Below are 24,130 nucleotides of genomic sequence, written 5' to 3' on the forward strand. Positions count from 1 at the left end.
TTTGGGTCAGGCCAGGTCGGGAGACGTGTGGAAAAGGGCTTCGAGGACCGTTTCGCCCTTGCGCTGCAAATGCGTGCGCATGATGGCGGCAAGGCGCGGGCCGTCGCGGGCCGCGAGCGCTTCGACCATGTCGGTATGCTCGCGCATGGCCTTGTCCCATTTTTCGCGATTCAGGTTGGAGCGAAAACGCAGATTCTGTATGCGCAGGTTCAGCGTGGCATAGACCTGCGACAGCAGTTGGTTCTGGCCGGCCTGGTTGATGCGGTCGTGAATGGCTCGATTGACCCGGTAATAGGAAGACAGGTCCTGGCGGGCATGGCTGGCCTGCATTTCGAAGGTAAGCGCCTTGATTTCGTCGATTTCCCGATCGGTGACATGAAGGCAAGCCAGTTCGCCCGACAAGGCCTCGAGCGCGGCCATGACTTCGAAGCTTTCGCGCACGTCTTTTTCGGACAGGGCGATGACCTGGGCTCCGCGATTGGGCTGAATGTGCACCAGACCTTCGGCCGCAAGCAAACGGAACGCTTCGCGCAGCGGCGTGCGCGAGACGCCAAGCCGGTCGCACAGAGCCCGCTCGTTCAGGCGGGTGCCTGCAGGCAATTCGCCTTCGATGATCAGTTCGCGCAGCCGGCCGGCCACTGTGGTGGGCAGGGTACTGCGGTCTACCGCATCGATGGCCATCGATGCCAGGAGATTGGGCACGGCCTGACTGCCGGATTCAAGCGCCTGGGCTTCGCCTTGTATTGGCGGCTGTTTGTTCATTTGGTATACAAATAGTGATTGGAATCGGAAGCACGCATGGGGTTATTTTTTCCATGGATTTTCTGTTTTTTACACTTGAATTTTATTATACGTCAAATGATTATGCTGTTATGCAGCATTTTTTTTGCTTGCGTCGAACTGAATATATTCTTATTATTTTCCATATTAATGTTTTTTGTATACCAAAAATAGGATAAGCCCTTGCCATGATTCCGCTTAGTTCGCATCCCTCCGGCCGTCACTTCCTGCAAATTCCAGGGCCGACGAACGTTCCCGACAGGGTTTTGCGCGCTATCGATAATGTGACTATCGATCATCGTGGCCCCGAGTTCGGTGTTCTGGGTAAATCGGTCCTGGCGGGAATGAAAAAAGTATTCCAGACGCAGTCCGATGTCGTGATCTATCCGTCTTCGGGTACCGGGGCATGGGAAGCGGCGCTGGTCAATGCCTTGTCTCCCGGCGACCTGGTGCTGATGGCCGAGACCGGCCACTTTGCCGCGCAATGGAAGAAGATGGCGCTCAAGCTTGGCCTGCAGGTCGAATTTCTGCCGGGCGATTGGCGCCGGGGCGCCGATCCCGCGGAAATCGAGGCGCGGCTGGTTCGGGACGTAAACCGCGACATCAAGGCGGTCTGTATCGTTCACAATGAAACGGCCACGGGCGTGGTCAGTCCGGTCGATTCGGTGCGCCGGGCCATCGACCGCAGCGGCCATCCGGCTTTGTTCATGGTAGACACCATTTCGTCGCTGGGCTCGATCGATTACCGCCACGATGAATGGGGGGTGGATGTCTCGGTTTCCGGTTCGCAAAAAGGCCTGATGCTGCCTCCCGGCCTGTCGTTCAACGCAATTAGCGCCAAGGCGCTGGCTGCGTCGCAGAATGCCGCTTTGCCGCGTTCGTACTGGGACTGGAAAGACATGCTCGCCATTAACCCGACAGGCTATTTTCCTTATACGCCGGCGACCAATCTGCTCTATGGCCTGCATGAAGCGCTCGACATGCTGTTTGCGGAGGGCCTGGAAAATGTATTCGCGCGGCACAGGCGCCATGGCGAGGCGGCGCGCCGTGCGGTTCGCGCCTGGGGCTTGGAAATCCTGTGCCTGGATCCGAACGAGTACAGCCCGGCGCTCACCGCCGTACTCATGCCTGAAGGACACAGCGCCGATGCATTTCGCAAAACCGTCCTGGAGCATTTCAACATGTCGCTCGGACAGGGGCTGAGCAAGTTGTCGGGCAAGGTTTTCCGCATTGGCCATCTGGGCGACATGAACGATCTGACCTTGTGCGGCACGCTGGCCGGCATCGAAATGGGGCTTGCCGTGGCGGGCGTGCCTCACCGCAAAGGTGGCGCGCAGGCCGCCATGGATTATCTGGCGGAAACAGCCGCGGCCGCATGCAAGGCCGCGGCCTGACAGTACAAAGGCCCGGGTGCCCACGGTCCGGGCGCGCGTTGGGCATAAGGGCCGTAAACAGCCTGCGATGCGCGGGCGATGAGAAGTAGAAGGACCACAATCGAAATACCCTTGCAAAGGAGACATATCATGAGGTCATTCAATTTTCGCGCTGTGCGCATCGCCGCCCGTTTCCGGGCCTTTGCGGTTGTAGCGGCAATGGGCGCCATGTCCATGCTGGCGAGTCCGGGCACCGCGCAGGCGCAAATCGAACTCAAGCTGGGCCATGTCGGCAACCCGGGTTCCTTGTTTCAACTGAGTGCCGACGAGTTTGCAAAACGCGCCAATGCCAAGCTGGGTGGTAAATACAAAGTCGTTGTGTTCGGCTCCAGCCAGTTGGGCGGCGACAAGGAAATGCTGCAGAAACTCAAGCTCGGCACGCTCGACATGGCCCTGCCGTCGACGGTGATGTCATCCGAGGTCGATCTGTTCGGCATTTTCGAGATGCCTTATATCGTCAAGGATCGCGAGCACATGAAACGCATCGAAAAGGCGATTTTCTGGTCGAAGCTTGAGCCTGCCGCCGAAAAGAAAGGCCTGAAAATCCTGGCCGTTTGGGAAAACGGCTATCGTCATATCACCAACAACAAGCATCCCATCGTCACTCCCGCCGACCTGAAGGGCATCAAGCTGCGGGTGCCCAAAGGCAAATGGCGAGTGAAAATGTTCCAGGAATACGGGGCCAACCCCAGCCCCATGAGTTTTTCCGAACTGTTCAGCGCGCTGCAGACGGGAGTCATGGATGGAGAAGAAAACCCCCTGACGCAAATCTACTCGGCCAAACTCCAGGAGGTGCAGAAGTACCTTTCCCTGTCCGGCCACGTGTATACCCCCGCGTACCTGACCGTAGGCCTGAAGCGCTACGAGAAGCTGCCGGCCGATGTACGGAAAATACTGGAAGATTCCGCTCGGGAAACCCAGGCGTATGTCTATGAAACCGCCGCCAGGCAGGACACGGACCTGCTCAAGAAATTGAAAGATGACGGTATGAAGGTCAACGAGGTCGATAAAAATGCTTTTATCGCCGCCAGCAAGCCTATTTATGCGGAATTCGGCAAAGAGGTTCCGGGCGCCAAGGAACTGATCGACCAGGCCGTCGCGCTGGGCAAATAGTTGGGTCAACAGGCAGGGGAAACCGATATGCATGATTCTTCACAACGCGCGGCCGGCAATTCGATGCATCGCTTTCGCGATGGCTATGGCCGTGTGCTTGAATGGGTGGTGAGCGCCCTGATGATCATCCTGGCCGTGGAAGTCACCGTGGGCGTGGTGTTCCGAACCTTGGGGGAGTCCCTGGTCTGGTACGACGAAACGGCATCGCTGCTGCTGGCCTGGCTGACGTTCTACGGCTCGGCGCTGGCGTCGGTGCGGCGCGCGCATATCGGTTGCCCGGAACTGGTCGATCAACTGTCGCCGGGGCTGAAGCGGCAGGTCAATATTGTGGCGCAATTGCTGGTGATCGCTTTTTTCGCCTTGTTCGGCTGGGTGGGCCTGTCGATCATGCCGGTGCTGTCGGGGGAGTCGCTGGTGAGCCTGCCCGCGGTCCCGGTCAATCTCGTGCAGTCGGCCATCCCGATCAGCGCCGCGTTGATTGTCGTCGCCGAAATCATGCATCTGGTGGATCTGGTCAGGCGGACCGAGCCTGGACACGATTCCGAGGCTTTGGCCGACGGCCTGCAATGAATCTCAAAGGACTATCATGATCATGCTGCTGTTGTTCGGCGCGGTTCTGTTGCTGGTGGTGATCAATGTGCCGATCGCGGTGTCGCTGGGCATAGTCGCAGTCCTGGCGATGGTCTGGAGTCACGGCCTCGATGCCTTGCCCAATGTGGCGCTGGTTACCTTCAATGGCGCCACCAACTTTCCTCTGCTGGCGATTCCCCTGTTCATTCTCGCGGGCGCGATCATGAACGCTTCGGGGATTTCACGGCGTCTGATTGCGTTCGCATCGGCTCTGTTCGGCTGGATACGCGGCGGGCTGGCGCACGTGTCCATCGGCTCATCGCTGTTTTTCGCCGAGATCTCCGGTTCGGCCGTGGCCGATGTGGCGGCACTGGGGTCGATCCTGATTCCGGGTATGAAAGCCAAAGGCTATCCCGCCCCCATGGCGGCGGCCACGATGTCTTCGGCGTCCACGCTGGCCATCATTATTCCCCCATCGATCCCGATGATTCTGTATGCGGTCATGGCCGAGACTTCGGTGGTGCAGATGTTCGTGGCGGGTATCGTGCCCGGTGTCCTGGGCGGCTTGGGCTTGATGGGGGTGGCCTCGTTTCTGGCGCATCGCTACAAACTGCCGCGCGAAGAGGCGTTTTCGATGAGGCGCGTACGCAAGACGGCCCGCGAGGCTCTATGGGCATTTGTGCTGCCCATCATTATTCTTGGCGGCATATTCGGCGGCGTCGTCACGGCCACCGAGGGCGCCGCCCTGGCCGTCGTCGCGGCCTTGTTCGTCGGGCTGGTCGTTTACCGCGAACTCAATCTCAAACATCTGCGCCAGGCCATACTGGAAGGAGGCATACAGACCGCCATCGTGATGCTGCTGGTCGCCACCAGCGCGCTTTTGGGAAGCTATCTGTCGGAGGTCCAGGCGCCGCAGGCGCTGGCGCACGCGGTTGCCGAATTCACATCGAACAAATGGGTAGTGCTCGCTTTGCTTAATGTGCTGTTTCTGTTTCTGGGCATGTTTCTGCATTCGGCCGCCGCCATCATTCTGGTCATTCCGGTGGTCATGCCGCTGGTTCATATGGTGGGAATCGACCCCATCCACTTTGGACTGATTGTTACGATCAATCTTGGCATAGGCCAGCAAACGCCTCCGGTGGCCAGCGTATTGATGGTGGCGAGCTCTATCGCCAAGTCGTCGGTATGGGAAGTGACACGGGTCAATATCTGGTACATCGGGGTGCTGCTTGCGGTGCTGCTTGTCGTGACTTACGTACCGATCACCGGCCTGGGCCTGGTGGACTTGTTTTATCGATAACCATGCACGCGGGATATTTTCATGTCTGATCTGATTCAAGTCGAGCGCAACGACACGATTTCCACCGTTGTGCTCAATCGCCCCGAGAAACTCAATGCGATGACCCGGCCCATGTGGCAGGAATTGGGCGATACGATCAATGCCTTGTCGGCCGACGATACGCTGCGTTGCATCGTATTGCGTGGAGCCGGCGAAAAATCGTTCTCGCCGGGCAATGACATCGCCGAGTTCCAGACCGAGCGGGCCAACAAGTTGCAGGCAATCGAGTACGGCCGCGTCATGCACGCGACGGCCGCGGCACTGGCCCATTGCAGGCATCCCCTGGTGGCGCAGATCCATGGCATTTGCGTAGGCGGAGGGTTGGAGATCGCCGCGTTGTGCGATATTCGCATTTGCGGCGAATCGAGCCGATTCGGCGCGCCCATCAAGAACCTGGGCCTGGTCATGGCTTATCAGGAAATGGCGCCCCTGGTGCGTTTGGTGGGAGCCGATATCGCACTCGAAATTTTGCTGGAGGGCCGGGTCTTCGATGCGGCCGAAGCCAAGGCCAAAGGACTGGTCACACGTGTGGTGCCAGACGCGGCGGTGGCCGCCGAGGCACTGTCCAGCGCCCGGCGCATTGCCGACGGTGCTCCATTGGCCGCGCGCTGGCATAAAAAATTTGCCCGCAGGCTGGCAGACCCGCAACCCATTTCCGCTGTCGAATACGACGAATGTTTCGACTGCTTCGATACCGACGATTTCCGTATTGGCTACGCCGCGTTCCTGGCCAAGCAAAAGCCTGAATTTCATGGCAAATGAAGGATATTGAAATGAAGCCTGATACCGTCCGGCCCGGCCCCCTGGCCGGCATGCGCGTGCTTGAGCTGGCGCAGATCATGGCCGGACCCACATGCGGGATGATGCTGGCCGATATGGGGGCCGACGTGGTCAAGGTCGAGAAATTGCCGGGTGGCGACGACTCGCGCGGCTATCGGGAGCCACGCGTCAATGGTGTGTCGGCGCCGTTCATGATATTGAACCGGAACAAGCGGGGTATTGCGCTGAACCTGAAGCACGCGCAGGGCCGCGAGATTTTGCTGCGCATGGTGGCCGATGCCGATGTACTGACTGAAAACTACCGTCGCGGTACGCTGGAAAAGCTGGGTCTCGGCTACGAGGTTCTGTCGTCCATCAACCCCGGCCTGATCTACTGCGCCGTATCCGGCTACGGTCGAGACGGCCCTTATGGCGACAAGGCGGGCTTTGACTTGATTGCACAGGGCTTTTCCGGATTGATGTCGATCACCGGTGAACCCGGCGGGGCGCCCGTCAAGACGGGCAATTCCATCGCCGACATCAATGCGGGGATTCTGGCGGTTGCCGGAATTACCGCGGCATACGCGCACAAGCTCAAGACGGGCAGGGGCCAGGTCGTTGATACGTCGCTGCTGGAAGCGGCGTTGCAACAAACGTATTGGCACGCGGCCACCTACTTCGCGACGGGCGAGTCGCCGGGGCCGACCGGGTCGGCCCATTTGCTGGCCGCCCCGTACCAGGCTTTCCGGACCAGTGACGGCTGGATCAATATCGGGGGTGCGAATCAGGCCAACTGGGAACGCATTGCGGACGTGCTCGGGCATCCCGAGTGGCGCGATGATCCACGTTATGCCAGCAACAGTGCACGCATGGAAAATCTGGAATCCCTGACCGGAGCCATGGATGCGGTGCTGGTGAAACGCAACCAGGCCTACTGGCTGGCGGCATTTGATCGCGCCGGAGTTCCCGCCGGGCCGGTGCACACAATAGGGCAGGCCCTGTCGCATCCACAGACGCTGGCGCGCGGCATGGTGGTCGACCTGGAGCACCCGCAGGCCGGACGGACCCGGGCGCTGGGCTGTCCCATTCATTTCTCCGAGACGCCGACGCAAATTACGCGGCCCGCGCCCATGCTGGGGGAGCATACCCGCGAGGTGCTTCGGGAGTACGATTACACCGATGCCCAAATCGACGGCTTTATTGCCGATGGCGTTGTCGAGGCGGGGCGTGCCGAGTCGCCGGCCGGTTGACGAATTGAATATTATCGACATCGAGAGAACTTTACATGCAACACAACGAGCTTCAGCAGGCGGTTCAATTTGCCATTGATCACGAGACCCGTTGGGATCGGAATGTCGATGGCAACTGGGGTGTTCACTTGCAGGATCCTCCTCCCTGGAATCGTCTGCTCGGCCCGGTGCATTCGCGCGGGCCGGTGTCCGGCACCATAGTTCTGGATGGACAGCCTTTGGTTTCATGGGGCGAGCCCAAACGGGCCGACCTGACATTCAGTATCGCCAAAACTTATCTGGGACTGCTGGCCGGTGTCGCGCACGATCGGGGTTTGCTGCCGGATGTCGACGAGCCTGTCCATGTTCGCGTTCCGGGTATTGGTTTTGATGAAGGCCGCAATGCCGGTGTGACCTGGGCGCACCTGCTGCAGCAGACCAGCGAGTGGCAGGGAGTGTGCTTTGGGGTTCCCGATCAAGCCGATCACTATCGCGCCGTAAAATTCGGCGCTGCGCCGGCAGGTAAAAAAGGCGATCTGCGGCCTTTGCACGCCCCCGGCACATATTGGGAATACAACGACGTGCGCATCAACCAGCTTTCCCTGGCCCTGCTGCACCTGTTCGGAAGGCCTCTTCCCGAAGTGTTCGGCGAGGCGATCATGCACCCGATCGGCGCCAGCGACGAATGGAGCTGGGTGGGCTACGACAATGCCTGGGTGGATGTGGCGGGGCAACGCGTGCAGTCGGTCCCCGGGGGCACTCATTGGGGCGGCGGCATGTCGATAGGCAGCGTGGACCAGGCGCTTATCGGCCAGTTGTTCCTGGACGATGGCCAGGCGAACGGCCGGCGGATCATCTCTTCCGAATGGATGCGGCGCATGCGCGTGCCGTGCGCCATTGCTCCTTACTATGGCTATCTGGTGTGGCTGAACCATGAGCGGCGCGTGTTTCCCAGCCTGCCCGCGTCAAGCTATTTCGCCATCGGCGCGGGGAGTTCGTTCATGTGGATTGAGCCCGAGCGTCGCATGGTGCTGGTGGTGCGCTGGCTTGATCCCGACCATGCCGACGGGTTTTTCGGCCGGGTGCTGCGGGCGGTCGATGCCGGCGCCAGGCCGTAGCCCGGCCGCCGGCTTACGCTTTATTCCGCCGCGATACGTCCATAAAATGGGTAGCCGGGGTCGTTGTAGCCCGGCGACGAGGCATGTCCCGGGGTAACCAGGCTGTTTACCAGGGCTTCTTCTTCGGCACTGATCCGGATATCCATGGCCGGATAATAATCTTCCATTTGCGCCAGCGTGCGAGGGCCGGCAATCACGGAACTGATGTTGGCATTGGCCAGGACCCAGGCCGTGGCGAAGTGCCCAAGCTTTATTCCTCGCGCTTCGCAGTGTCGCAAAAGGGTTTGCGCTATGACCAGGGATTCTTCGCGAAACTCGGTTTCCAGAATGCGCTTGTCGCCGCGGGCCGCGCGGGTATTGTCGGCAGGGGCCTGGCCCGGCAGGTATTTGCCCGTCAGCACGCCTCGGGCAATAGGGCTGTACGACGCCACGCCCAGGCCGTAATGGGCGCATGCGGGCAGAATTTCCACCTCGGGTCCGCGATTGAGCAGGTTGTAATAGGGCTGGCACACCACAGGCTGGGGCACGCCGGTTTTTTCGCATAGGCGAATCATCTCGGCAATGCGCCAGCCGCGGAAATTTGATACCCCGAAAGCACGGATTTTTCCGGCGCGGATCAAGTCGCCCAGAGTGCGCACGACTTCTTCCAGGTTTTCTTCATGGAAGTCACGATGTAGATACAGAATATCTACGTAGTCGGTAGCCAGGCGTTGCAGGCTGTTTTCCACTTCAAGCATCATCCAGTTGCGCGAGTAGTGCGATTGATTCGGCTTTGCGCTCATGGCATTGCCCAGTTTGGTTGCCAGTACCCAGTCGTGGCGATTGGCTTTCAGCAGTTTGCCGACCATTTTTTCCGAGCCGCCCTTGCTGTAGACGTCGGCGGTATCGATGAAGTTGATTCCCTGTTCGTGCGCCGAGGCGACTATGCGCTGCGCTTCGTCCAATTCGGTTTGATCGCCGAACATCATGGACCCCAGGCACAGGGGCGAAACTTTCAGATTGCTTTTGCCAAGACGTCGATATTGCATGATTTTCCTGTCTGGTTTGCCGGCCGCGCCGCGGAGTGCGGGTCGGGCGATAAAAGAATAAAAATAGCACATCCATTGCGTGGTCCGGGAAAAACCGGGCATGCGGCTTGAGTATTTTTGGTTCAGGTGTTTACACACTGAACATGTCTCAATGACTTTCGTTTTGAGTTGTTTTAGGCTTATGCGGTGTCTTTGGGCTGTGTTGTCTGTAGCGCGGTTGGTGGTTCTATAAAGACGCCGCAGGGTGGGCGGTGCTGTGCAGTCCGGCACGTCCAGCGGTCGTGGTGCTACGCACCCCGACTGCCCGGGTCTGCCTCGTCCAGGCGGGCGTCGGGCCAACTCGCAGTGCCTCGCGCGCGAGGCACTGCTCAGACAGGGCCCGCCGAAAGCCCCCGCCTTCCCTTCGTCAGCACCCGGCGCTGGACTACCGCCGGACTACACAGCACCGCCCACCCTGCGGCTTGCGTTGAGGCAATGCAGCGAGAGAAACGTTGAAGTCATGCATCGAGGTATACGTCGAGGCGTCGGGCGCTTAGTAAATCCAGGGTTTGGCATATCGTGGTGTAGTGGTCACGTGATAGAGGCATGGGTGCGGGCACGCTCATTCCAGGCATGCCATTACGCGAGCCGTCTATCGGGACTTGGGGTCAGGACCGGCGTAAGGCGTGCGCCGGATTTAGCTCGGTAAGGCGGGGGTAGTCGTCGGGCGCTGTCTGAACGGAGCCTCGCGCAGTTTGCGAGGCGCAGTGAGTTCGCCCGACGCCCGCCTTGCCGAGCTAAATTCGGATGAAGCACGCCGTGCCGGGCCTGACCCCAAGTCCCGATAGACGGCGTCTTTAAATACCAAACCATCGAATGCCATAAACAGAATGCCACAAACAACTCGAACCAAAAATACTCTAATCGCAAGTCGACCCACTTCAAACCCATCGATTGCCTTTCTGCAACAGGGAAATGCAGTTGTAACATTCGATAAGACTTCTGAACCGCTTGAACTATCAGGGGTCGAAGCTACATGAGGAAAATTACGACCGGCGCGGCGAAACGCCTTATCTTTTCGCTCTGTATCATGTCGGCTCTTGGGGGGTGCGCAGTCTATCCGGCCTCCCCGGGATACACCTACTACGATGGCTACGACGCTCCCGCGTATGTGGCGCCGGCGCCTGTCTACGTCGGGCCGCCAGTGTTTTTCGGTTTCGGTTGGAGCGGGGGCTATCATCACGGCTGGCGTGGCGGTCGCCATTGGCGCCGTTGATTATCCATTCTGTTAAAAGCGGCCCGAGCGGGCCGCTTTTTTTGGCCTGGACTGCCGATCCCTCGGTCGGTGAGACGTGCGGTCCAGTTCCGCTGGAAGCGCTTCAGTCGCGCCGGGCTTCTATCCAGACAGTGTCGATGCTGAACGAGTGATCGGCCTGGATTGCAAAATATTCGCAGGCTTCCCTGGGCAGGGCTTTCATCGTGGCATTCAAGGCGGCCACGCGATCCGGCGGCGTGCCAATACGCTTGATCCAACTGTCGAACGCCAACGGCAATTTCCAGCTGTCGCTGTTCATGACCGAAAGGCCCGCGGCACCCAACATGGCGCGCCATTCGGAGAGTCGGTAATCGCGTACATGCGAAGAGTCCCGCAGCAACTCGACCGTCTGCAGTACGGTATCGTAGAGCGGCGTTTCAGGTGCCGCGACATCAATGATGATCAGCGTACCGCCGGGCGCCAGCACGCGCGCCGCTTCGGCGATCGATTCATTGATCCGCATCCAGTGGTGCGCCGAATAGCGGCTGGCAATCAATTCGAAGCTCGAATCGTCGAAGGGCAAGGCTTCTGCCGAACCCTGCCTGGTGGCCAGGTTGCCGAGGCCGCGCTGTTTGGCTTCCTCTTCCACGACCGCCAGCATTTCATCGGACAAGTCGTAGGCCACGACTTCGGACGCTGCGGCGGCCGCCAGCGCATAGCTTGCGTGGCCGCCGCCGCAGCCGAGGTCCAGGATCCGCTTGGGCTGCAATTGCCTGGCCAGATCGGAGAGGCGCTGCAGATCGGCGCCTTGGGCATGCACCGCGCTGGTCAGGTAGTTTTTTGCCGTGCTGCCGAATTGTTGGGTAACCAAGCCGTGCTGATCCATGATTTTCCTCATTTGTGGGGATAAGATGCCCAGTTTATGGAGCCTTTAATACTGGCACAAGTCCATAATTTATACTGGTATGTATTCTTATACCCTTGTACTGCCTGGTTCATTTATTGCATCGGTTTCCAGGCTTTGACTTGTGGCTGGAACGGCTTTGGCGCTATGCGTAACCAGGAATATTCCGGCAACGGCCAGAAGCATTCCGAGCCAGGCCAGCACTGGTATGGTCTCCCCCAGTATGACGAACGCAATGAGCGCGGTCACCGGAGGCACCAGAAAGAACAGGGCCGATACCCTCGATGCTTCGCCATGGCGGTACATGGTCAGCAGCAGGGTAATGGCGATCAGCGAGTTGGCCAGTACCAGGTAGGCCAGGGACAAAAGCAGGGGTGTCGTCCAGGCGACCCGCATGGGTTCGAGCGCCATGGCCAGAGGCAGCGTGACGGCAAGACCTACCGCGTACTGGATCAGGTTCGCCGGAATCGGATGCGTTTCGGTGCCGAATTTTCTTTCCCATAGCGTGCCGGCCGTGATGGACAACAGGGCGGCGCAGGCGTAAAACAAGCCGGCGGGCGTTGCAATGTCCAACTGGGATTTGCCTGCAATCACGATAGCGGCGCCCGCCACTCCCAGGGTCAGGCCGGCCCAGCGCCGGAGGCTGATTTTTTCGTTTGCGAAAGCGGGCGCCAGCAAGCCGATCAGCAGGGGCTGCATGGAGGTGACCAGCGCCAGCGCCCCGGCCGAAATGCCGTGCTTGAAGGCAAGATAGGTAAACGAGAAGTAGGACGCCTGCAGCAGCAGGCCGACCATGGCCAGGTGGCCCCAGGCACGTGCCGATCGTGGCCAGGCCGGTCGCAGAATCAGGGCCGGCAGTGCCAGCACGGCCAGCACCAGGGCATAGCGCAGCGCCAGAAAAGTCAGCGGATCCGCATACGCCAGTCCGATCTTCAGGAATACAAAGCCGCTGCACCACAGCAGCAGGAAGATTGCCGGCGCCGCCTTGAGCCAGGGTGGGGCAGATCCTGTTTTCCGGTTCGTATCGTTCGAGCTCATGCGGGCAACAATCATATCTAAAGGCGAATCTTATCCCAGAGCGACGGCGCCAGTCTCGTTGCCTGCACGGCTGCCTTGCACACTCAGTACACACAGGCCTTCGCATGTGTCGCAGGTGTTCCGCATTGCCTGCCGCCGGCCATGATCTTTCCAGGAAATTACAGAATATTACGAAAAAGTAATTGTCCGGCGTTCGCAAGTCTATTATATTTTGTATATATTAAAGCACTATGTACACATATGAGAACAGTTTCGGTCAAATCCGCGGCGCGCATTCTTGACGTGTTGGAGCTCATGGCTACCTTGCAGCAAGGCATACGTGTCAATGAAATCGCCAGGCAGCTGGGAATTCCAAGAAGCAGCGCATCGGCGTTGGTGTCGACCTTGGAGGGCAGGGGCTATATTCAGGCCGCGGCCGACGGCTACCGTCTGGCCGAATGCTATCGCGACGTGGGCTGGGTTGGCGGCGCAAGCGCCACGCTTCTGCGAGCCAGCCAGCCGGTCATGAATCGCCTGGTGGCTGCGACGGGGGAGTCGGCATTTCTAGGTGTTCCAACATCAAACCTGAGCATCCAGTACATCGCAAAAAAAGTCAGCGACAACCCCTTGCGCTATGACGTTGGTCTGGAGTTTTTACGCCCCGCCTACTGCACTTCGATTGGACAGGTAATTCTTTCCAGCTTGAGCGACACGGAATTCGAGCGCTACCTGGAAACGCACGATCTTGCCGCCATTACGCCTCGAACCGCGACCGATAGGCAAGCCATCAGGAAGGCCGTCGAGTTGGGGCGAAAACAAGGGTATGTCACGATTGCCGACAGCAATGTTCTCGGAGCATCGGGCGTGGCGGCGCCGATTTTATCGGGCGACCGTGTCCTTGCCGGTCTGGCAGTCATCGCTCCCAGTCAGCGCTTCGACCCTGCGCGTGAACAAATCATTCAAGCAGTCGTTGCGTCGGCCCGGGAAATCAGCGAGGCGCTGCTGCATCGGGGCGCAACGCCGGATGGCGTCCCGGCACAGCAATGAGTCGCAGTCAGGGTTCCGGTTTCAGATCATTCCGGATACCGGCCTTCAGCACGTTTTTTCATATGAGAACCGTTCATGCATTCATCCGGCATTTCCAATCGTGAAGTCGTTGTCATCGGTGCAGGCATTATTGGCGCAGCGACTGCGCTGGTTTTGCAGCGGCAGGGGTTCTCGGTCACTTTGGTCGACAAAGGGCCGCCCGGAATGGAGTGTTCGTACGGTAACGGCGGCGCGATCAGCCCCGATTTCTGCGTTCCCGCTTCCTTGCCCGGAATGCTGAAAAGAGTCCCGCGGTGGCTGGCAGATCCGTCCGGCCCGCTTGTAATCCGCTGGGGCCGCTTGCCTGTGGTGCTGCCATGGATGGTGCGCTGGATTCGCGCCGGCAGCATCGATCGCGTCGAGGCCGCCGCCACGGCCCTGAGGGCGTTGCACGCCCCTAGCCTGACCGCCTATGCCCGCCTCCTGGGCCCGGAAGCCGCGGGCCTGATTGAAACGACAGGGCAGATTTATGTTTGGAAAAGCGAGCGCGCCGGTCCCACCGAAACACTCGCCCGCGCCCTGCGCGAGAAACACGGTGTCCAGACCCAGGCACTGGACGCGGCCCAGATCCGGCAGCTGGATCCGCAGCTTGCCCCTGGTTTTACGAAAGGTCTGTTTTTTTCCGATAACGGCCACACAGTAAATCCGCTGCGTCTGGTCCAGACTCTGGTCGATTTGTTTCAGCAGATCGGTGGGCGCTTGAGGCGCGCGGAGGTGCTTGGTTTGGAGCGTCAGGCGAAGGCGGTGAAGTTCGTTTGTTGCGACGACGGCGTGAAGCTGGCGGCCGATGCGGTCGTCATCGCGGCGGGTATGCGTTCCCGTGAATTGGCGGCATTGCTGGGCGATTCGATTCCGCTTGAGGCTGAGCGCGGCTACCACGTCATGCTTCCCGATCCGCATGTGCGCCCCGCCATAAAAATCAGCAACCGGGACCTGATGTTCGGCCTGACACCCATGGAGCATGGTGTGCGTATTGCCGGTACGGTTGAGTTTGCCAAACCGAATGCTCCGATGGATGAGCAGCGCGCCAGGGCCTTGCTGGCAAACGCGAAACGCATGTATCCCGGCTTGAATACCGATGGAGCGACGTTCTGGATGGGTTCCAGGCCTTCGACGCCCGATAGCCTGCCGGTCATCGATCGGGCGAGCACTGCTCCCAACGTCATTTATGCATTCGGACATGGGCACACCGGTTTGACTGGAGCGCCGATGACGGCCGAACTGACCTGCCAGTTGCTTTCCGGGGCACGGTCCGCGATTGATATTTCGCCATATCGTTTAAGCCGGTTTTGACGATTGGCCTGGTGCGCGGCGCTGGGCGTTGTTCCGGCACCGGGCGGTATTTTTCCAGTAAGCGGGTTTTGAAGGACGAGCGTAGATGGCAAAGAGCACATATTCCGAGAAGCAGGGCCAAATAGCGATTGGTGTCGATACCGGAGGCACGCATACTGATCTGGTGCTGGCCGGCCAGGGCAAGCTGGTGACATTGAAGGTGCCGAGTACACGCGAGGACTTAAGCATAGGCATTATCGCCGGGATGGCAAAAATCATCGAGATTGCGGGCGTGTCCATGCAGGCAATCGATTGCTTTGTCTATGGCAGCACATTCGTCACAAATCTGTTTGTGGAAGGGAAAGAAACAGGTGTCGGCCTGATTACCACCGAAGGCTTTCGAGATGTGCTCGAAATCGGTCGAGCGTCGCGCAAACCAGACGTCTATGACATTCATTGGCGGCCGGCGGCTCCGCTGGTACCGCGCCAGTTGCGCTTCGGCGCACTGGAGCGGATCGATCATCTGGGGCGCATCGTTACCCCGCTTGACGAGGCAAGCGTGTGCGAGGCATTGCGCGCGCTTGCCTCGGCCCGTGTCGACAGCATTGCGGTTTGCCTTTTGCATGCTTACGCCAATCCATTGCATGAACGCCGCATTGCGGAACTGGCTGCCGAAATTTGCCCGGAGATCGACATTTCCTTGTCTTCCGACGTGGTGCGGGAGTTCCGTGAATTCGAACGTACCAGTACCACCTGCGTCAGCTCCTTTATCAAGAAACCCATTACTTTGCACTTGCAAGGGCTGAAACAGGCGCTTGCACAAAGCGGCGTACCCGCAGTGCCTTTCATCATGCGCGGCAACGGTGGCATATCGACCTTCGATATGGCATCGCAGGCTCCCACCGCCATCACCCACTCCGGTGTAATGGGAGGCATAGTCGGAGCCACCGCTCTTGCTGCGGCCTGCGGCATCAAGAACCTCATCACGCTGGACATGGGAGGGACGAGCGCCGATGTGTCTTTGATCACCAATGGTGCGCCGGTCCTGGCCAATCGCAGCCGCATAGGTTCACATCCATTGCTTGTTCCGACACTCGACATGGTTACCATCGGCGCCGGTGGAGGTTCGATTGCGTGGGTGGATGGTGGAACGGCGCTGCGTGTCGGCCCGCACAGCGCCGGTTCGGCTCCCGGCCCTGCCTGTTATGGGCAGGGCGGCGATTGCCCCACGGTCACAGATGCCAATCTGGTCGCCGGCCGCCTCAATGCCGACTATTTCCTGGGCGGAGCGCGGAGTTTGCAATTTCGGCTCGCTTTCGATGCTATCGAGCAAAAAATCGCCAGGCCGCTTGGCATGCCGGTGGACGATGCGGCGTTGGGCATTATTGCCATAGCCGAGGCGCATATGGCCAATGCGATTCGTCTGGTAACGGTTGATCGCGGCCTGGATCCTCGCGACTTTACCCTGGTGGCATTCGGCGGGGCCGGAGCGCTGCATGCGGTCCGGTTGGCCGAGGCCTTATCGATACGCAAAGTCCTGATCCCTCCCGCTCCGGGCAATATGTCGGCCATGGGCTTGTTATGCGCCGACGTTCGCCACGACTACGCGCGGACCATCGTTCTCAAGGTTGGGCCGGCGATTGCGCCGCAGCTTGCAGCCATGTTCGATGAAATGCTGATCGAAGCCCAAGCTGCCCTTGCCGAGGACGGTGTCGAGCCTGATGCGCGCAGTTGCACGCTATCGGTCGATCTGCGGTATCAAGGCCAGAATTATGAACTGACATTGCCCTTGTCCAGATCGGAGCTGGCCGACGGCTTCGATGAGCTGGTGGCGCGGTTCAATGCCCAGCACCGGCAGGTCTATGGCTACAACCTGGCGGGCCGCGAAGTCCAGACCGTGAATGTGCGTGTGACGGCAATAGGTGCAAGCTCGCATGCTCGTTGGCCCGATCACGCCTTCTCGGATGCGCCCCCCGCCCCGGTCGGCCGGCGCGAACTGTTGGTCGAGGCGAATAAGCGCCTGGCGGCGCCTGTCTATCGTTTCGACGATCTGAGTGCCGGACAGGAAGTCGGCGGTCCAGCCATTGTCGAGTATGCGGGCGGAACCTTGTTTCTCGCGCCAGGCTGGAGCGCGGGCTTTGATTCGATGATGAATGCCCATTTGACTCACGCGCAGCCCACCCTCGCATCCATCGCAGATGTCCAATTATCAGGCAAGGAGTATGTATGATGCCGTCTTCCGTACTACAGCCGGATCGCGGGATTGCGCCGCCGCGCGTCGATCCCGTCACACTGGAGATCGTTCGCAATGGCCTGAAAGCCGTTGCCCAGCGCATCACGCGCCGTATGATCCGTTCCGCAAATTCCTTCATTGTGAAGGAAATGGAGGATTGTTCGGCATCGATTCTGGACACGCATGGGCAACTCCTGGCCGAGGAGGCGGGGCCGCCCATTCAACTGAATACCGTGGGTATTTGCCTGAAGACGATCCTGGAGCACTATTTTCCGCTGGAGGCATGGAAGCCTGGCGATGTGGTCATTACCAACGATCCTTATGCCGGCGGTGAATCGCTGGCGGCGACCCACACGAACGATTACCTTGCGTTCCATCCTTTGTTTTTCGAGGGTCGCCTGGTTGCTTTTTCCGGGTTGATGGTGCATCACTTTGACATTGGCGGCATGAACATGGGTACCCGTGGCTGGGGCACCGAGATCTACCAGGAGGGGCTGCGCATTCCACCCTTGAAAATAGTCGAAGGTACGGAGCTTGATACCAAGGTCATGGATATCATCCTGACCAATACACGCACGCGGGACATGTTGGAAAACGATGTCATCTCGCAAATTGCCAGCGTCAAGGTGGCGGCCGATGATGTGCTCGAGCTGTTCCGGAAATATGGAGCGCAGACGATGCAGGCCTGCTTCACCGAGTTGATCAACTACTCGGAGCGGCGCACGCGAGAGGTTTTGGCCGAGATTCCCGATGGCATTTATCGGCATCAGGAGCCTTTGCTGGACGATGGGGCAAAAGGGGGGCCGTACTATCTGCGCCTGGCCATCATTAAACAGGGCAGCGATGTCACGCTTGATTTCAGCGGCACCGATGCCCAGGTCAAAGGCCCCATCAACAGTCCGCTGGCGACCACCCTGGCTGCTGTCTACTATGCCATGCGATGCGTGACCGACGCCTCGATTCCCAGCACAGAAGGTTGCAAGCGGCCCATCCATGTGATTGCGCCGCCGGGTACGCTGGTCAATGCGCGCGCGCCCGCGGCCGTGTACCAACGCATGATTGTCTGCCACACCATTGTCGATCTCGTCATGGGCGCTTTGGCGCAGGCCATTCCCGAGCGTGTCATGGCGGATTCCTGCGGCTGCCTCTACAACTACACCATCGCCACGCAGCCGGGAAGCGGGGCGCGCACGGTTTTCGGTGAAGTGGTGCCTGGAGGAATCGGCGCCACCGCTCGGGCCGACGGCATCGAAGTTGTCGCCTGCCATGTGACCAATTGCCATATTCCGCCCAGCGAAGCCATCGAGATGGAATCGCCCGTACTTTACCTGCGCCGTGAAATGCGCTGCGACTCGGGGGGGGCGGGGCGTTTTCGCGGGGGTGTGGGCCAGATTCTTTCGTACAAAATTCTTGGTGGCGATCCTGAATTGCAGCATACCTCGCAGAAATCGGTATCGCTGCCTCAAGGCGTTGCGGGAGGCCATGCGGGAGACGGCGGTCGCTGGGTCATCAACGAAGGCCTGCCCGGCGAGCGTCAACTGCAACACGCCATTGGGGATATCGAGTCTTTGGCGGAAGGCGACACGGTCACTCACTACACCCCGGGCGGCGGAGGTTATGGCGATCCGTTCAGCCGCGAAGTCGATGCCGTGCGGCGAGACGTACGCAGCGGTTTTATTTCCCTGGCCTGCGCGGAAAGGGATTACGGCATCCGGTTTGATGCAAAAAACCTTGATGTCGTTGAGCTATTGCGATGAAACACGGCGGTGGCGCCAGTGCGGCCCGGGCGGCCCATGGCGTGCAGCCGGTGCAAGTTGTAGGCAGGAGAGGCAGGGATTGAATCGAATAACTTTTTAAGGTAAATAACATGAAGATCCTACGCAATATGCTGTTGCTTATGTTGTTTGGCACCCCTTTGGCCAATACGGCGCTCGCGGCCGGCCCGTCGGCGGGCAGTTATCCCGACCGGCCCATCCGCCTTGTTGTACCCTGGGCGGCAGGCGGCTTCACCGATACACTGGGGCGGCTGCTTGCCGACAAGATGTCGAAGAGCACCGGGCAACCCGTCATTGTTGAAAACCGTCCCGGCGCGAGCGGCAGCATAGGCAGCGAGCATGTGAGCCGGGCCGCGCCGGATGGCTACACGCTGCTGCTCAATACCAGCGATGCCTTTGTTTACGCGATCAATAGCACGGTCAATCCAACTCCCAGTTATGATCCGCTGAAAGATTTCACGCAGATTTCCTTGATCGCCACACAACCCGTGTATCTGGCCGTGGGCAGCAAAGTGCCGGCGCACAATGTCGCGGAGTTCGTCAAGATGGCCAAGGCGAATCCGGGTGGCGTGAGCTTTGGTTCTTCAGGCGAAGGTTCCGCCGTGCACCTGGCTATGGAACTGTTCAGCGCCGCGGCCGGGATAAAAATGATACATGTGCCTTACAAGGGAATAAATCCGGCATTGCTGGACGTTCTCGCGGGCCGGGTCCAGGCCATATTCATCAGCTATCAGGGGGCTGGCAGTTATTTCGAAACCGGTAAATTGCGGCCCTTGGCAATCACTTCCCTGGAGCGTTCGGCCATAACGCCAAAAGTCCCGACCCTCGCCGAATCCGGCTACCCGGATTTCAAATTGATGCTGTGGTACGAAATTGTTGCGCCCAAGGGAACGCCGCGTGCGGTGGTTGAAAAAATCAATCATGTGCTCAAGGCCGCCCTGGACGCGCCAGATCTCAGGCAAAAACTGACAGCGGCGAACACCACGCCGGTGGGTGGTACGCCCGAGCAGGCGCAGGCCTTTCTGGTCGACGAGCTTGCAAAATGGAAGGGTGCGGTCAAAGCGGCCAAAAATACTCCCTAGCGAGGCCGCCGCGGCGCCGAAGTGCCATGCGTGGCCGTGCATGGCACTTCGGCGGCGGCGCACTTGATTGGCCTATAAAATGTCCTGATGCTGCGATGAGCGCTGCTTCCAAGGACTGAGTATGAAAACCATAGGCTTGCTGGGCGGAATGAGCTGGGAGTCCACTGTTCCCTATTACACGATCATCAACACCGTCATCAAGAAACGGCTGGGCGATCTGCATTCGGCAAAAATCGTTTTGTATAGCGTTGATTTCCAGGAAATCGAAACCTTCCAGCACGAGGGCGACTGGGCGGCCGCTGGCGATTATCTCGGAAAATGCGCGCAAGCCCTGCAAAAGGCCGGAGCGGATTTCGTGGTCGTCTGCACCAATACCATGCACAAGGTTGCTTCCCGAATACAGGAAACAGGGGGCTTGCCGGTGTTGCACATCGCCGACGCAACGGCGCATGCAATCAAGAACAGCAAGCTCGGAAAAGTCGGCTTGCTGGGTACGCGATTCACGATGGAGCAGGAGTTTTATAAAGGCTACATCGAATCGCACCATGGCTTGAAGATTCTGGTTCCCGATGCGGAAGACAGAAACCTCGTGCACAAGATCATCTACGAAGAACTTTGCCTGGGCATTATTTCCGACTCGTCCAGGAAAGAATATCTGCGGATCATCGAAACCCTGACCCGACAGGGGGCCGAAGGCATTATTCTGGGGTGCACGGAGATTGGCCTGCTGATCAAAGCCGCCGATGTGGCTGTTCCCGTTTTCGATACCGCCGCCATCCATGCGGAAGCCGCGGCGCTTCACGCCTTGCTGTAGCGGATATTCCTCTTGGCCCGCATTCCGCTTGCGTAGATGCGGTGCCGCTTATCGGCGCCCGCGCCGCGTTTGCCTCGAACCCTGATAAAGTGGCGGGAAGTATCAGGCCAATCACGAAAAGGAGCCCGTCCCATGCCGCAACCCGCACACATTTCAGCCTTGGGGGTCCCTGACGCCGCCACCCTGGACGATGATATCAAGGCCGTGTACCAGAAGTGCATGGACAAGCTTGGCCTGGTTCCCAATGTACTTTCGGCCTACAGCCTGCGACCCAATAAGCTGCGCAATTTCATGGCCATGTACAACGAACTCATGCTTGCGCCGTCGGGGCTCAGCAAGCTTGAACGCGAAATGGTCGCGGTCGTGGTGTCGAGCGCGAACCACTGCTACTACTGCCTTGTTGCTCATGGCCAGGCGGTGCGCCAGTTGTCCGGCGACCCGGAACTCGGCGAAATGATGGTCATGAATTATCGGGTGGCGAAACTGGATCCGCGCCAGCGCGCCATGCTGGATTTCGCCTGGAAACTGACTGCGACTCCCCACCTCGTCGTCGACGACGATCGGAATCAGTTGCGTGCGGTGGGGCTTGGCTCCGAAGACATCTTCGATCTGTGCGACACAGTGGGCTTTTTCAACCTGTCGAACCGGGTTGCCATTGGTACGGACATGATGCCGAATCGCGAATATCACGGCATGAACCGTCCCGAACCTTTCATAGCTCCCGAAAAGAAGTGAGGCTGCGCGAATAGCGCCCAAAAATCATTTCAGTGGCGTCCTGCAAACGGTGGTCGCGGCGTTCGAGCATGCCGATATCGCGGGTAGTTGAACCCAGATCCTCGGGCAAGGGCAGGATCCGCAGCTTATGGGCTTTGTTCCACTTCACGGTGTGAAGCAGGGGCAGGATCGTAACGCCGACACCGTGTCCGACCAGATCCAGCACCTGCTCGATGGCGTTCAGCTCCAGAAAGTCGTCGGGAATGACTCCCATTTTTTTCAAAACCCGGTCTATTTGACCTCCGGTATGCTGGGTGCGGTCAAAGCGCAGAAAAGGGTGGCTTCTCAGGATTTCCCTGGGGTCGTCGCCCGCGACAGAGCTCGGGGTGATGAGCCGCAAAGGCTCCTGATAAAGCATTTTCCATCGGGTGCCGGCCCACTTCTTGCCGACGCCCACCACGAACGCCGCATCGATCTCGCCGGCCTGGACTTTGTGGCTCAGCTCGCTGGATTTGCCCGAGACCAGGCGTATTCCCAACTCCTTATGCTCGCTCTTGAGTTCCGACACGATTTTTGCCAGGATACTCATGCAGGAGACGATGGCGCCGATGGTCAAATTCCCGACGAACTGCCCCGGCGGCGGCTTGGGCACTCGCATACGGTCGTAAAGCGCAAGCAGATGCTCGATTTCGGGCAGGATTTCCTGGCCCGCTGCGTTGAGCGAAGCCAACCTGCCGCTGCGATCGAACAACTGGCGGCCAAACTCTTCTTCCAGAGCACGCATCTGCAAACTGACCGCCGCCTGGGTCAGGGCGACATGTTCCGCGGCGTCGGAAAAGGATCCATGACGGGCCACAGCCAGGAACGTGCGCATGAAGCGTATGGTACTCATAAGAAAAACTTGTAGTTCAAATATGAAAACTAAATTGATTTAATGATTGATTGATAGTAGCTTAAAAGCCCCCCAAATATCTGTAGCGCTTGTATGAAAAACTTTAACTGGACCAATCCTTACCCTTCCATTCGCGCCCCCCTGTTTGCGCGCAATGTGGTTTCAACCTCGCACCCGCTGGCGGCGCAAGCGGGATTGCGCATGATGCTCAAAGGCGGCAATGCGGTTGATGCGGTGATTGCCGCGGCCGCCACGATGGTACTGGTCGAGCCGGTTTCCTGCGGAATCGGCGGGGATTGCTTCGCGATCTTGTGGGATGGCAAAAAGCTGCATGGCCTGAATTCATCCGGCGTGGCGCCGGCGGCCTGGAATGTCGAGTACTTCAAGCGCAAGCATGGCGTCGACAGCAATGGCCAGGCCAATCAGCCGATACGCGGATGGGATTCCGCCACCGTACCTGGTGTCGTGGCGGGCTGGGCAGCCTTGCATGAAAAGTTCGGCAAACTGCCTTTCGAGGTTTTGTTCGAGCCGGCGATCGAAATCGCCGAACGGGGCTATGCCGTTCCGCCGATCGTGGCGGGAAAATGGGCCAAGGCGGCAAAAGAGCTGAAAGACCAGCCGGGCTATGCCCAGGCATTCATGCCCGAGGGCCGTGCCCCCGAAGTAGGAGAGCATTTCCGTTTTCCCGATGCCGCCGTCACGCTGAAGCGCATTGCCCAAAGCCGCGGGCGCGATTTTTATGAAGGCGAGCTGGCCGAGAAGATCGCCGCGTTCAGCCGTGCAGGCAATGGCGCTATGACACTCGACGATTTGCGCAACTACCGGCCGGAATGGGTCGAACCCATATCCAGGAACTATCATGGCTATACGCTCCATGAAATCCCTCCCAATGGCCAGGGCATTGCGGCCTTGATGGCTTTGGGGATTGCCGAACATTTCGACCTGCGCAATATGCCGGTCGATTCCGTGCAGTCGCAGCATGTCCAGATCGAAGCGATGAAACTGGCCTTCGCCGATTTATACCGTTATGTGTCCGAACCGCGCACCATGGACATCACGCCGCTGCAGATGCTGGACGACAATTACCTCGACAGCCGGGCCAAGCTGATTCGCCTGGACAAGGCCGGGACCTACGCGGCCGGCCGGCCGTATGCGGGAGGCACCATCTATCTGACAGCCGCCGATGAAAGCGGCATGATGGTTTCGTTCATTCAGTCGAACTATATGGGCTTCGGCTCAGGCGTCGTGGTGCCGGGCACCGGGATCAGCATGCAGAACCGCGGAGTCGGATTTTCCATGGACCCCGCCTCGCCCAATGTGGTCGGAGGAGGCAAGCGGCCGTTCCATACCATTATTCCCGGATTCCTCAGCAAAGATGGCAAGCCGGTCATGAGCTTCGGCGTCATGGGGGGCGATATGCAGCCCCAGGGGCATTTGCAGACCGTTGTGCGCATGATCGATTACGATCAGCAGCCTCAGGCCGCCTGCTGCGCTCCGCGCTGGAAAGTGAACCGCGACTTTACCCTCGATATCGAGCCGAACATGAACGCCGGCACGGTCGAAGGCTTGAAGTCTCTTGGACATAAATTCAAGTCTGTTTATGATCCCTATATGGATTTCGGCGCCGGGCAGTTTATCTGGCGCATGTCCGAGGACGACAACGAGAAGGGGTATGTGGCGGCCAGCGACAGCCGGCGCGACGGTCAGGCCGTCGGGTTTTAAGACAATAAGATCAATC

The 24,130-nt window shown here is 59.1% G+C and carries 20 protein-coding genes; 15 read left to right on the forward strand and 5 right to left on the reverse strand.

What is annotated here, in order from left to right; genetic code table 11:
- Nucleotides 1–6: 6 nt before the first annotated feature.
- Nucleotides 7–681, reverse strand: a complete 675-nt coding sequence (locus ACYVIS_RS13610; RefSeq protein ID WP_232744582.1) for a GntR family transcriptional regulator — start codon at nt 679–681, stop codon at nt 7–9.
- 287 nt (nt 682–968) lie between these two features.
- On the opposite strand from ACYVIS_RS13610, the gene ACYVIS_RS13615 reads away from it, so the two are divergent.
- The 7 genes from ACYVIS_RS13615 to ACYVIS_RS13645 all read left to right on the forward strand — a co-directional run bounded on the left by ACYVIS_RS13615 (nt 969) and on the right by ACYVIS_RS13645 (nt 8,341).
- A complete protein-coding gene (locus tag ACYVIS_RS13615; protein ID WP_232743766.1) occupies nt 969–2,174 on the forward strand; it encodes a pyridoxal-phosphate-dependent aminotransferase family protein in 1,206 nt (401 codons plus the stop codon).
- A gap of 129 nt (nt 2,175–2,303) precedes the next feature.
- On the forward strand, nt 2,304–3,326 hold the full coding sequence (locus tag ACYVIS_RS13620) for a TRAP transporter substrate-binding protein (protein WP_232743765.1): 1,023 nt from the start codon (nt 2,304–2,306) through the stop codon (nt 3,324–3,326).
- 27 nt (nt 3,327–3,353) lie between these two features.
- A complete protein-coding gene (locus ACYVIS_RS13625) occupies nt 3,354–3,896 on the forward strand; it encodes a TRAP transporter small permease (protein ID WP_232743764.1) in 543 nt (180 codons plus the stop codon).
- A 16-nt stretch (nt 3,897–3,912) separates the two neighbouring features.
- Nucleotides 3,913–5,196, forward strand: coding sequence for a TRAP transporter large permease (locus tag ACYVIS_RS13630; protein WP_232743763.1), 1,284 nt, complete (start codon nt 3,913–3,915; stop codon nt 5,194–5,196).
- 21 nt (nt 5,197–5,217) lie between these two features.
- Nucleotides 5,218–5,997, forward strand: a complete 780-nt coding sequence (locus ACYVIS_RS13635; protein WP_232743762.1) for an enoyl-CoA hydratase/isomerase family protein — start codon at nt 5,218–5,220, stop codon at nt 5,995–5,997.
- 11 nt (nt 5,998–6,008) lie between these two features.
- Nucleotides 6,009–7,244 (forward strand): CaiB/BaiF CoA transferase family protein, encoded by a 1,236-nt coding sequence (locus ACYVIS_RS13640; protein ID WP_232743761.1) that lies wholly within the window; start codon nt 6,009–6,011, stop codon nt 7,242–7,244.
- A gap of 35 nt (nt 7,245–7,279) precedes the next feature.
- Entirely contained in the window at nt 7,280–8,341 is a 1,062-nt protein-coding gene (locus ACYVIS_RS13645; RefSeq protein ID WP_460874194.1) for a serine hydrolase domain-containing protein, read from the forward strand.
- Nucleotides 8,342–8,361: 20 nt separating this feature from the next.
- Here ACYVIS_RS13645 and ACYVIS_RS13650 read toward each other — a convergent pair whose 3' ends face one another.
- The 3 genes from ACYVIS_RS13650 to ACYVIS_RS13660 all read right to left on the reverse strand — a co-directional run bounded on the left by ACYVIS_RS13650 (nt 8,362) and on the right by ACYVIS_RS13660 (nt 12,545).
- Nucleotides 8,362–9,369 carry an aldo/keto reductase gene (locus tag ACYVIS_RS13650; RefSeq protein WP_232743759.1) on the reverse strand — a complete coding sequence of 336 codons (1,008 nt, stop codon included), beginning with the start codon at nt 9,367–9,369 and terminating at the stop codon, nt 8,362–8,364.
- Between the two features lie 1,358 nt (nt 9,370–10,727).
- A complete protein-coding gene (locus ACYVIS_RS13655; protein WP_460874195.1) occupies nt 10,728–11,489 on the reverse strand; it encodes a class I SAM-dependent methyltransferase in 762 nt (253 codons plus the stop codon).
- 87 nt (nt 11,490–11,576) lie between these two features.
- Nucleotides 11,577–12,545, reverse strand: a complete 969-nt coding sequence (locus ACYVIS_RS13660) for a DMT family transporter (RefSeq protein ID WP_232743756.1) — start codon at nt 12,543–12,545, stop codon at nt 11,577–11,579.
- 240 nt (nt 12,546–12,785) lie between these two features.
- Between ACYVIS_RS13660 and ACYVIS_RS13665 the strand changes: the two genes are divergently transcribed.
- From ACYVIS_RS13665 to ACYVIS_RS13695, 7 genes are all read left to right on the forward strand, one after another.
- Nucleotides 12,786–13,571: an IclR family transcriptional regulator gene (locus tag ACYVIS_RS13665; protein ID WP_460874196.1), complete on the forward strand. Its 786-nt coding sequence runs from the start codon at nt 12,786–12,788 to the stop codon at nt 13,569–13,571.
- 75 nt (nt 13,572–13,646) lie between these two features.
- Nucleotides 13,647–14,903 carry an NAD(P)/FAD-dependent oxidoreductase gene (locus tag ACYVIS_RS13670; RefSeq protein ID WP_232743754.1) on the forward strand — a complete coding sequence of 419 codons (1,257 nt, stop codon included), beginning with the start codon at nt 13,647–13,649 and terminating at the stop codon, nt 14,901–14,903.
- Nucleotides 14,904–14,988: 85 nt separating this feature from the next.
- Nucleotides 14,989–17,112 carry a hydantoinase/oxoprolinase family protein gene (locus ACYVIS_RS13675; protein ID WP_460874197.1) on the forward strand — a complete coding sequence of 708 codons (2,124 nt, stop codon included), beginning with the start codon at nt 14,989–14,991 and terminating at the stop codon, nt 17,110–17,112.
- Nucleotides 17,109–18,872 carry a hydantoinase B/oxoprolinase family protein gene (locus ACYVIS_RS13680; protein ID WP_232743752.1) on the forward strand — a complete coding sequence of 588 codons (1,764 nt, stop codon included), beginning with the start codon at nt 17,109–17,111 and terminating at the stop codon, nt 18,870–18,872. The genes ACYVIS_RS13675 and ACYVIS_RS13680 overlap by 4 nt, the downstream gene beginning before the upstream one ends.
- 110 nt (nt 18,873–18,982) lie before the next feature.
- A complete protein-coding gene (locus tag ACYVIS_RS13685) occupies nt 18,983–19,972 on the forward strand; it encodes a Bug family tripartite tricarboxylate transporter substrate binding protein (protein WP_232743751.1) in 990 nt (329 codons plus the stop codon).
- A 121-nt stretch (nt 19,973–20,093) separates the two neighbouring features.
- Nucleotides 20,094–20,786: an aspartate/glutamate racemase family protein gene (locus ACYVIS_RS13690; protein WP_232743750.1), complete on the forward strand. Its 693-nt coding sequence runs from the start codon at nt 20,094–20,096 to the stop codon at nt 20,784–20,786.
- Between the two features lie 132 nt (nt 20,787–20,918).
- On the forward strand, nt 20,919–21,521 hold the full coding sequence (locus ACYVIS_RS13695) for a peroxidase-related enzyme (RefSeq protein ID WP_232743749.1): 603 nt from the start codon (nt 20,919–20,921) through the stop codon (nt 21,519–21,521).
- Here the strand turns inward: ACYVIS_RS13695 and ACYVIS_RS13700 are convergent.
- On the reverse strand, nt 21,499–22,392 hold the full coding sequence (locus ACYVIS_RS13700) for a LysR family transcriptional regulator (protein ID WP_460874198.1): 894 nt from the start codon (nt 22,390–22,392) through the stop codon (nt 21,499–21,501). The two genes, ACYVIS_RS13695 and ACYVIS_RS13700, sit on opposite strands and share 23 nt — an antisense overlap.
- Nucleotides 22,393–22,485: 93 nt before the next feature.
- On the opposite strand from ACYVIS_RS13700, the gene ACYVIS_RS13705 reads away from it, so the two are divergent.
- On the forward strand, nt 22,486–24,114 hold the full coding sequence (locus tag ACYVIS_RS13705) for a gamma-glutamyltransferase family protein (RefSeq protein WP_232743747.1): 1,629 nt from the start codon (nt 22,486–22,488) through the stop codon (nt 24,112–24,114).
- The last annotated feature ends 16 nt before the right edge of the window (nt 24,115–24,130 follow it).

The organism is Paralcaligenes ginsengisoli, from assembly GCF_054781135.1.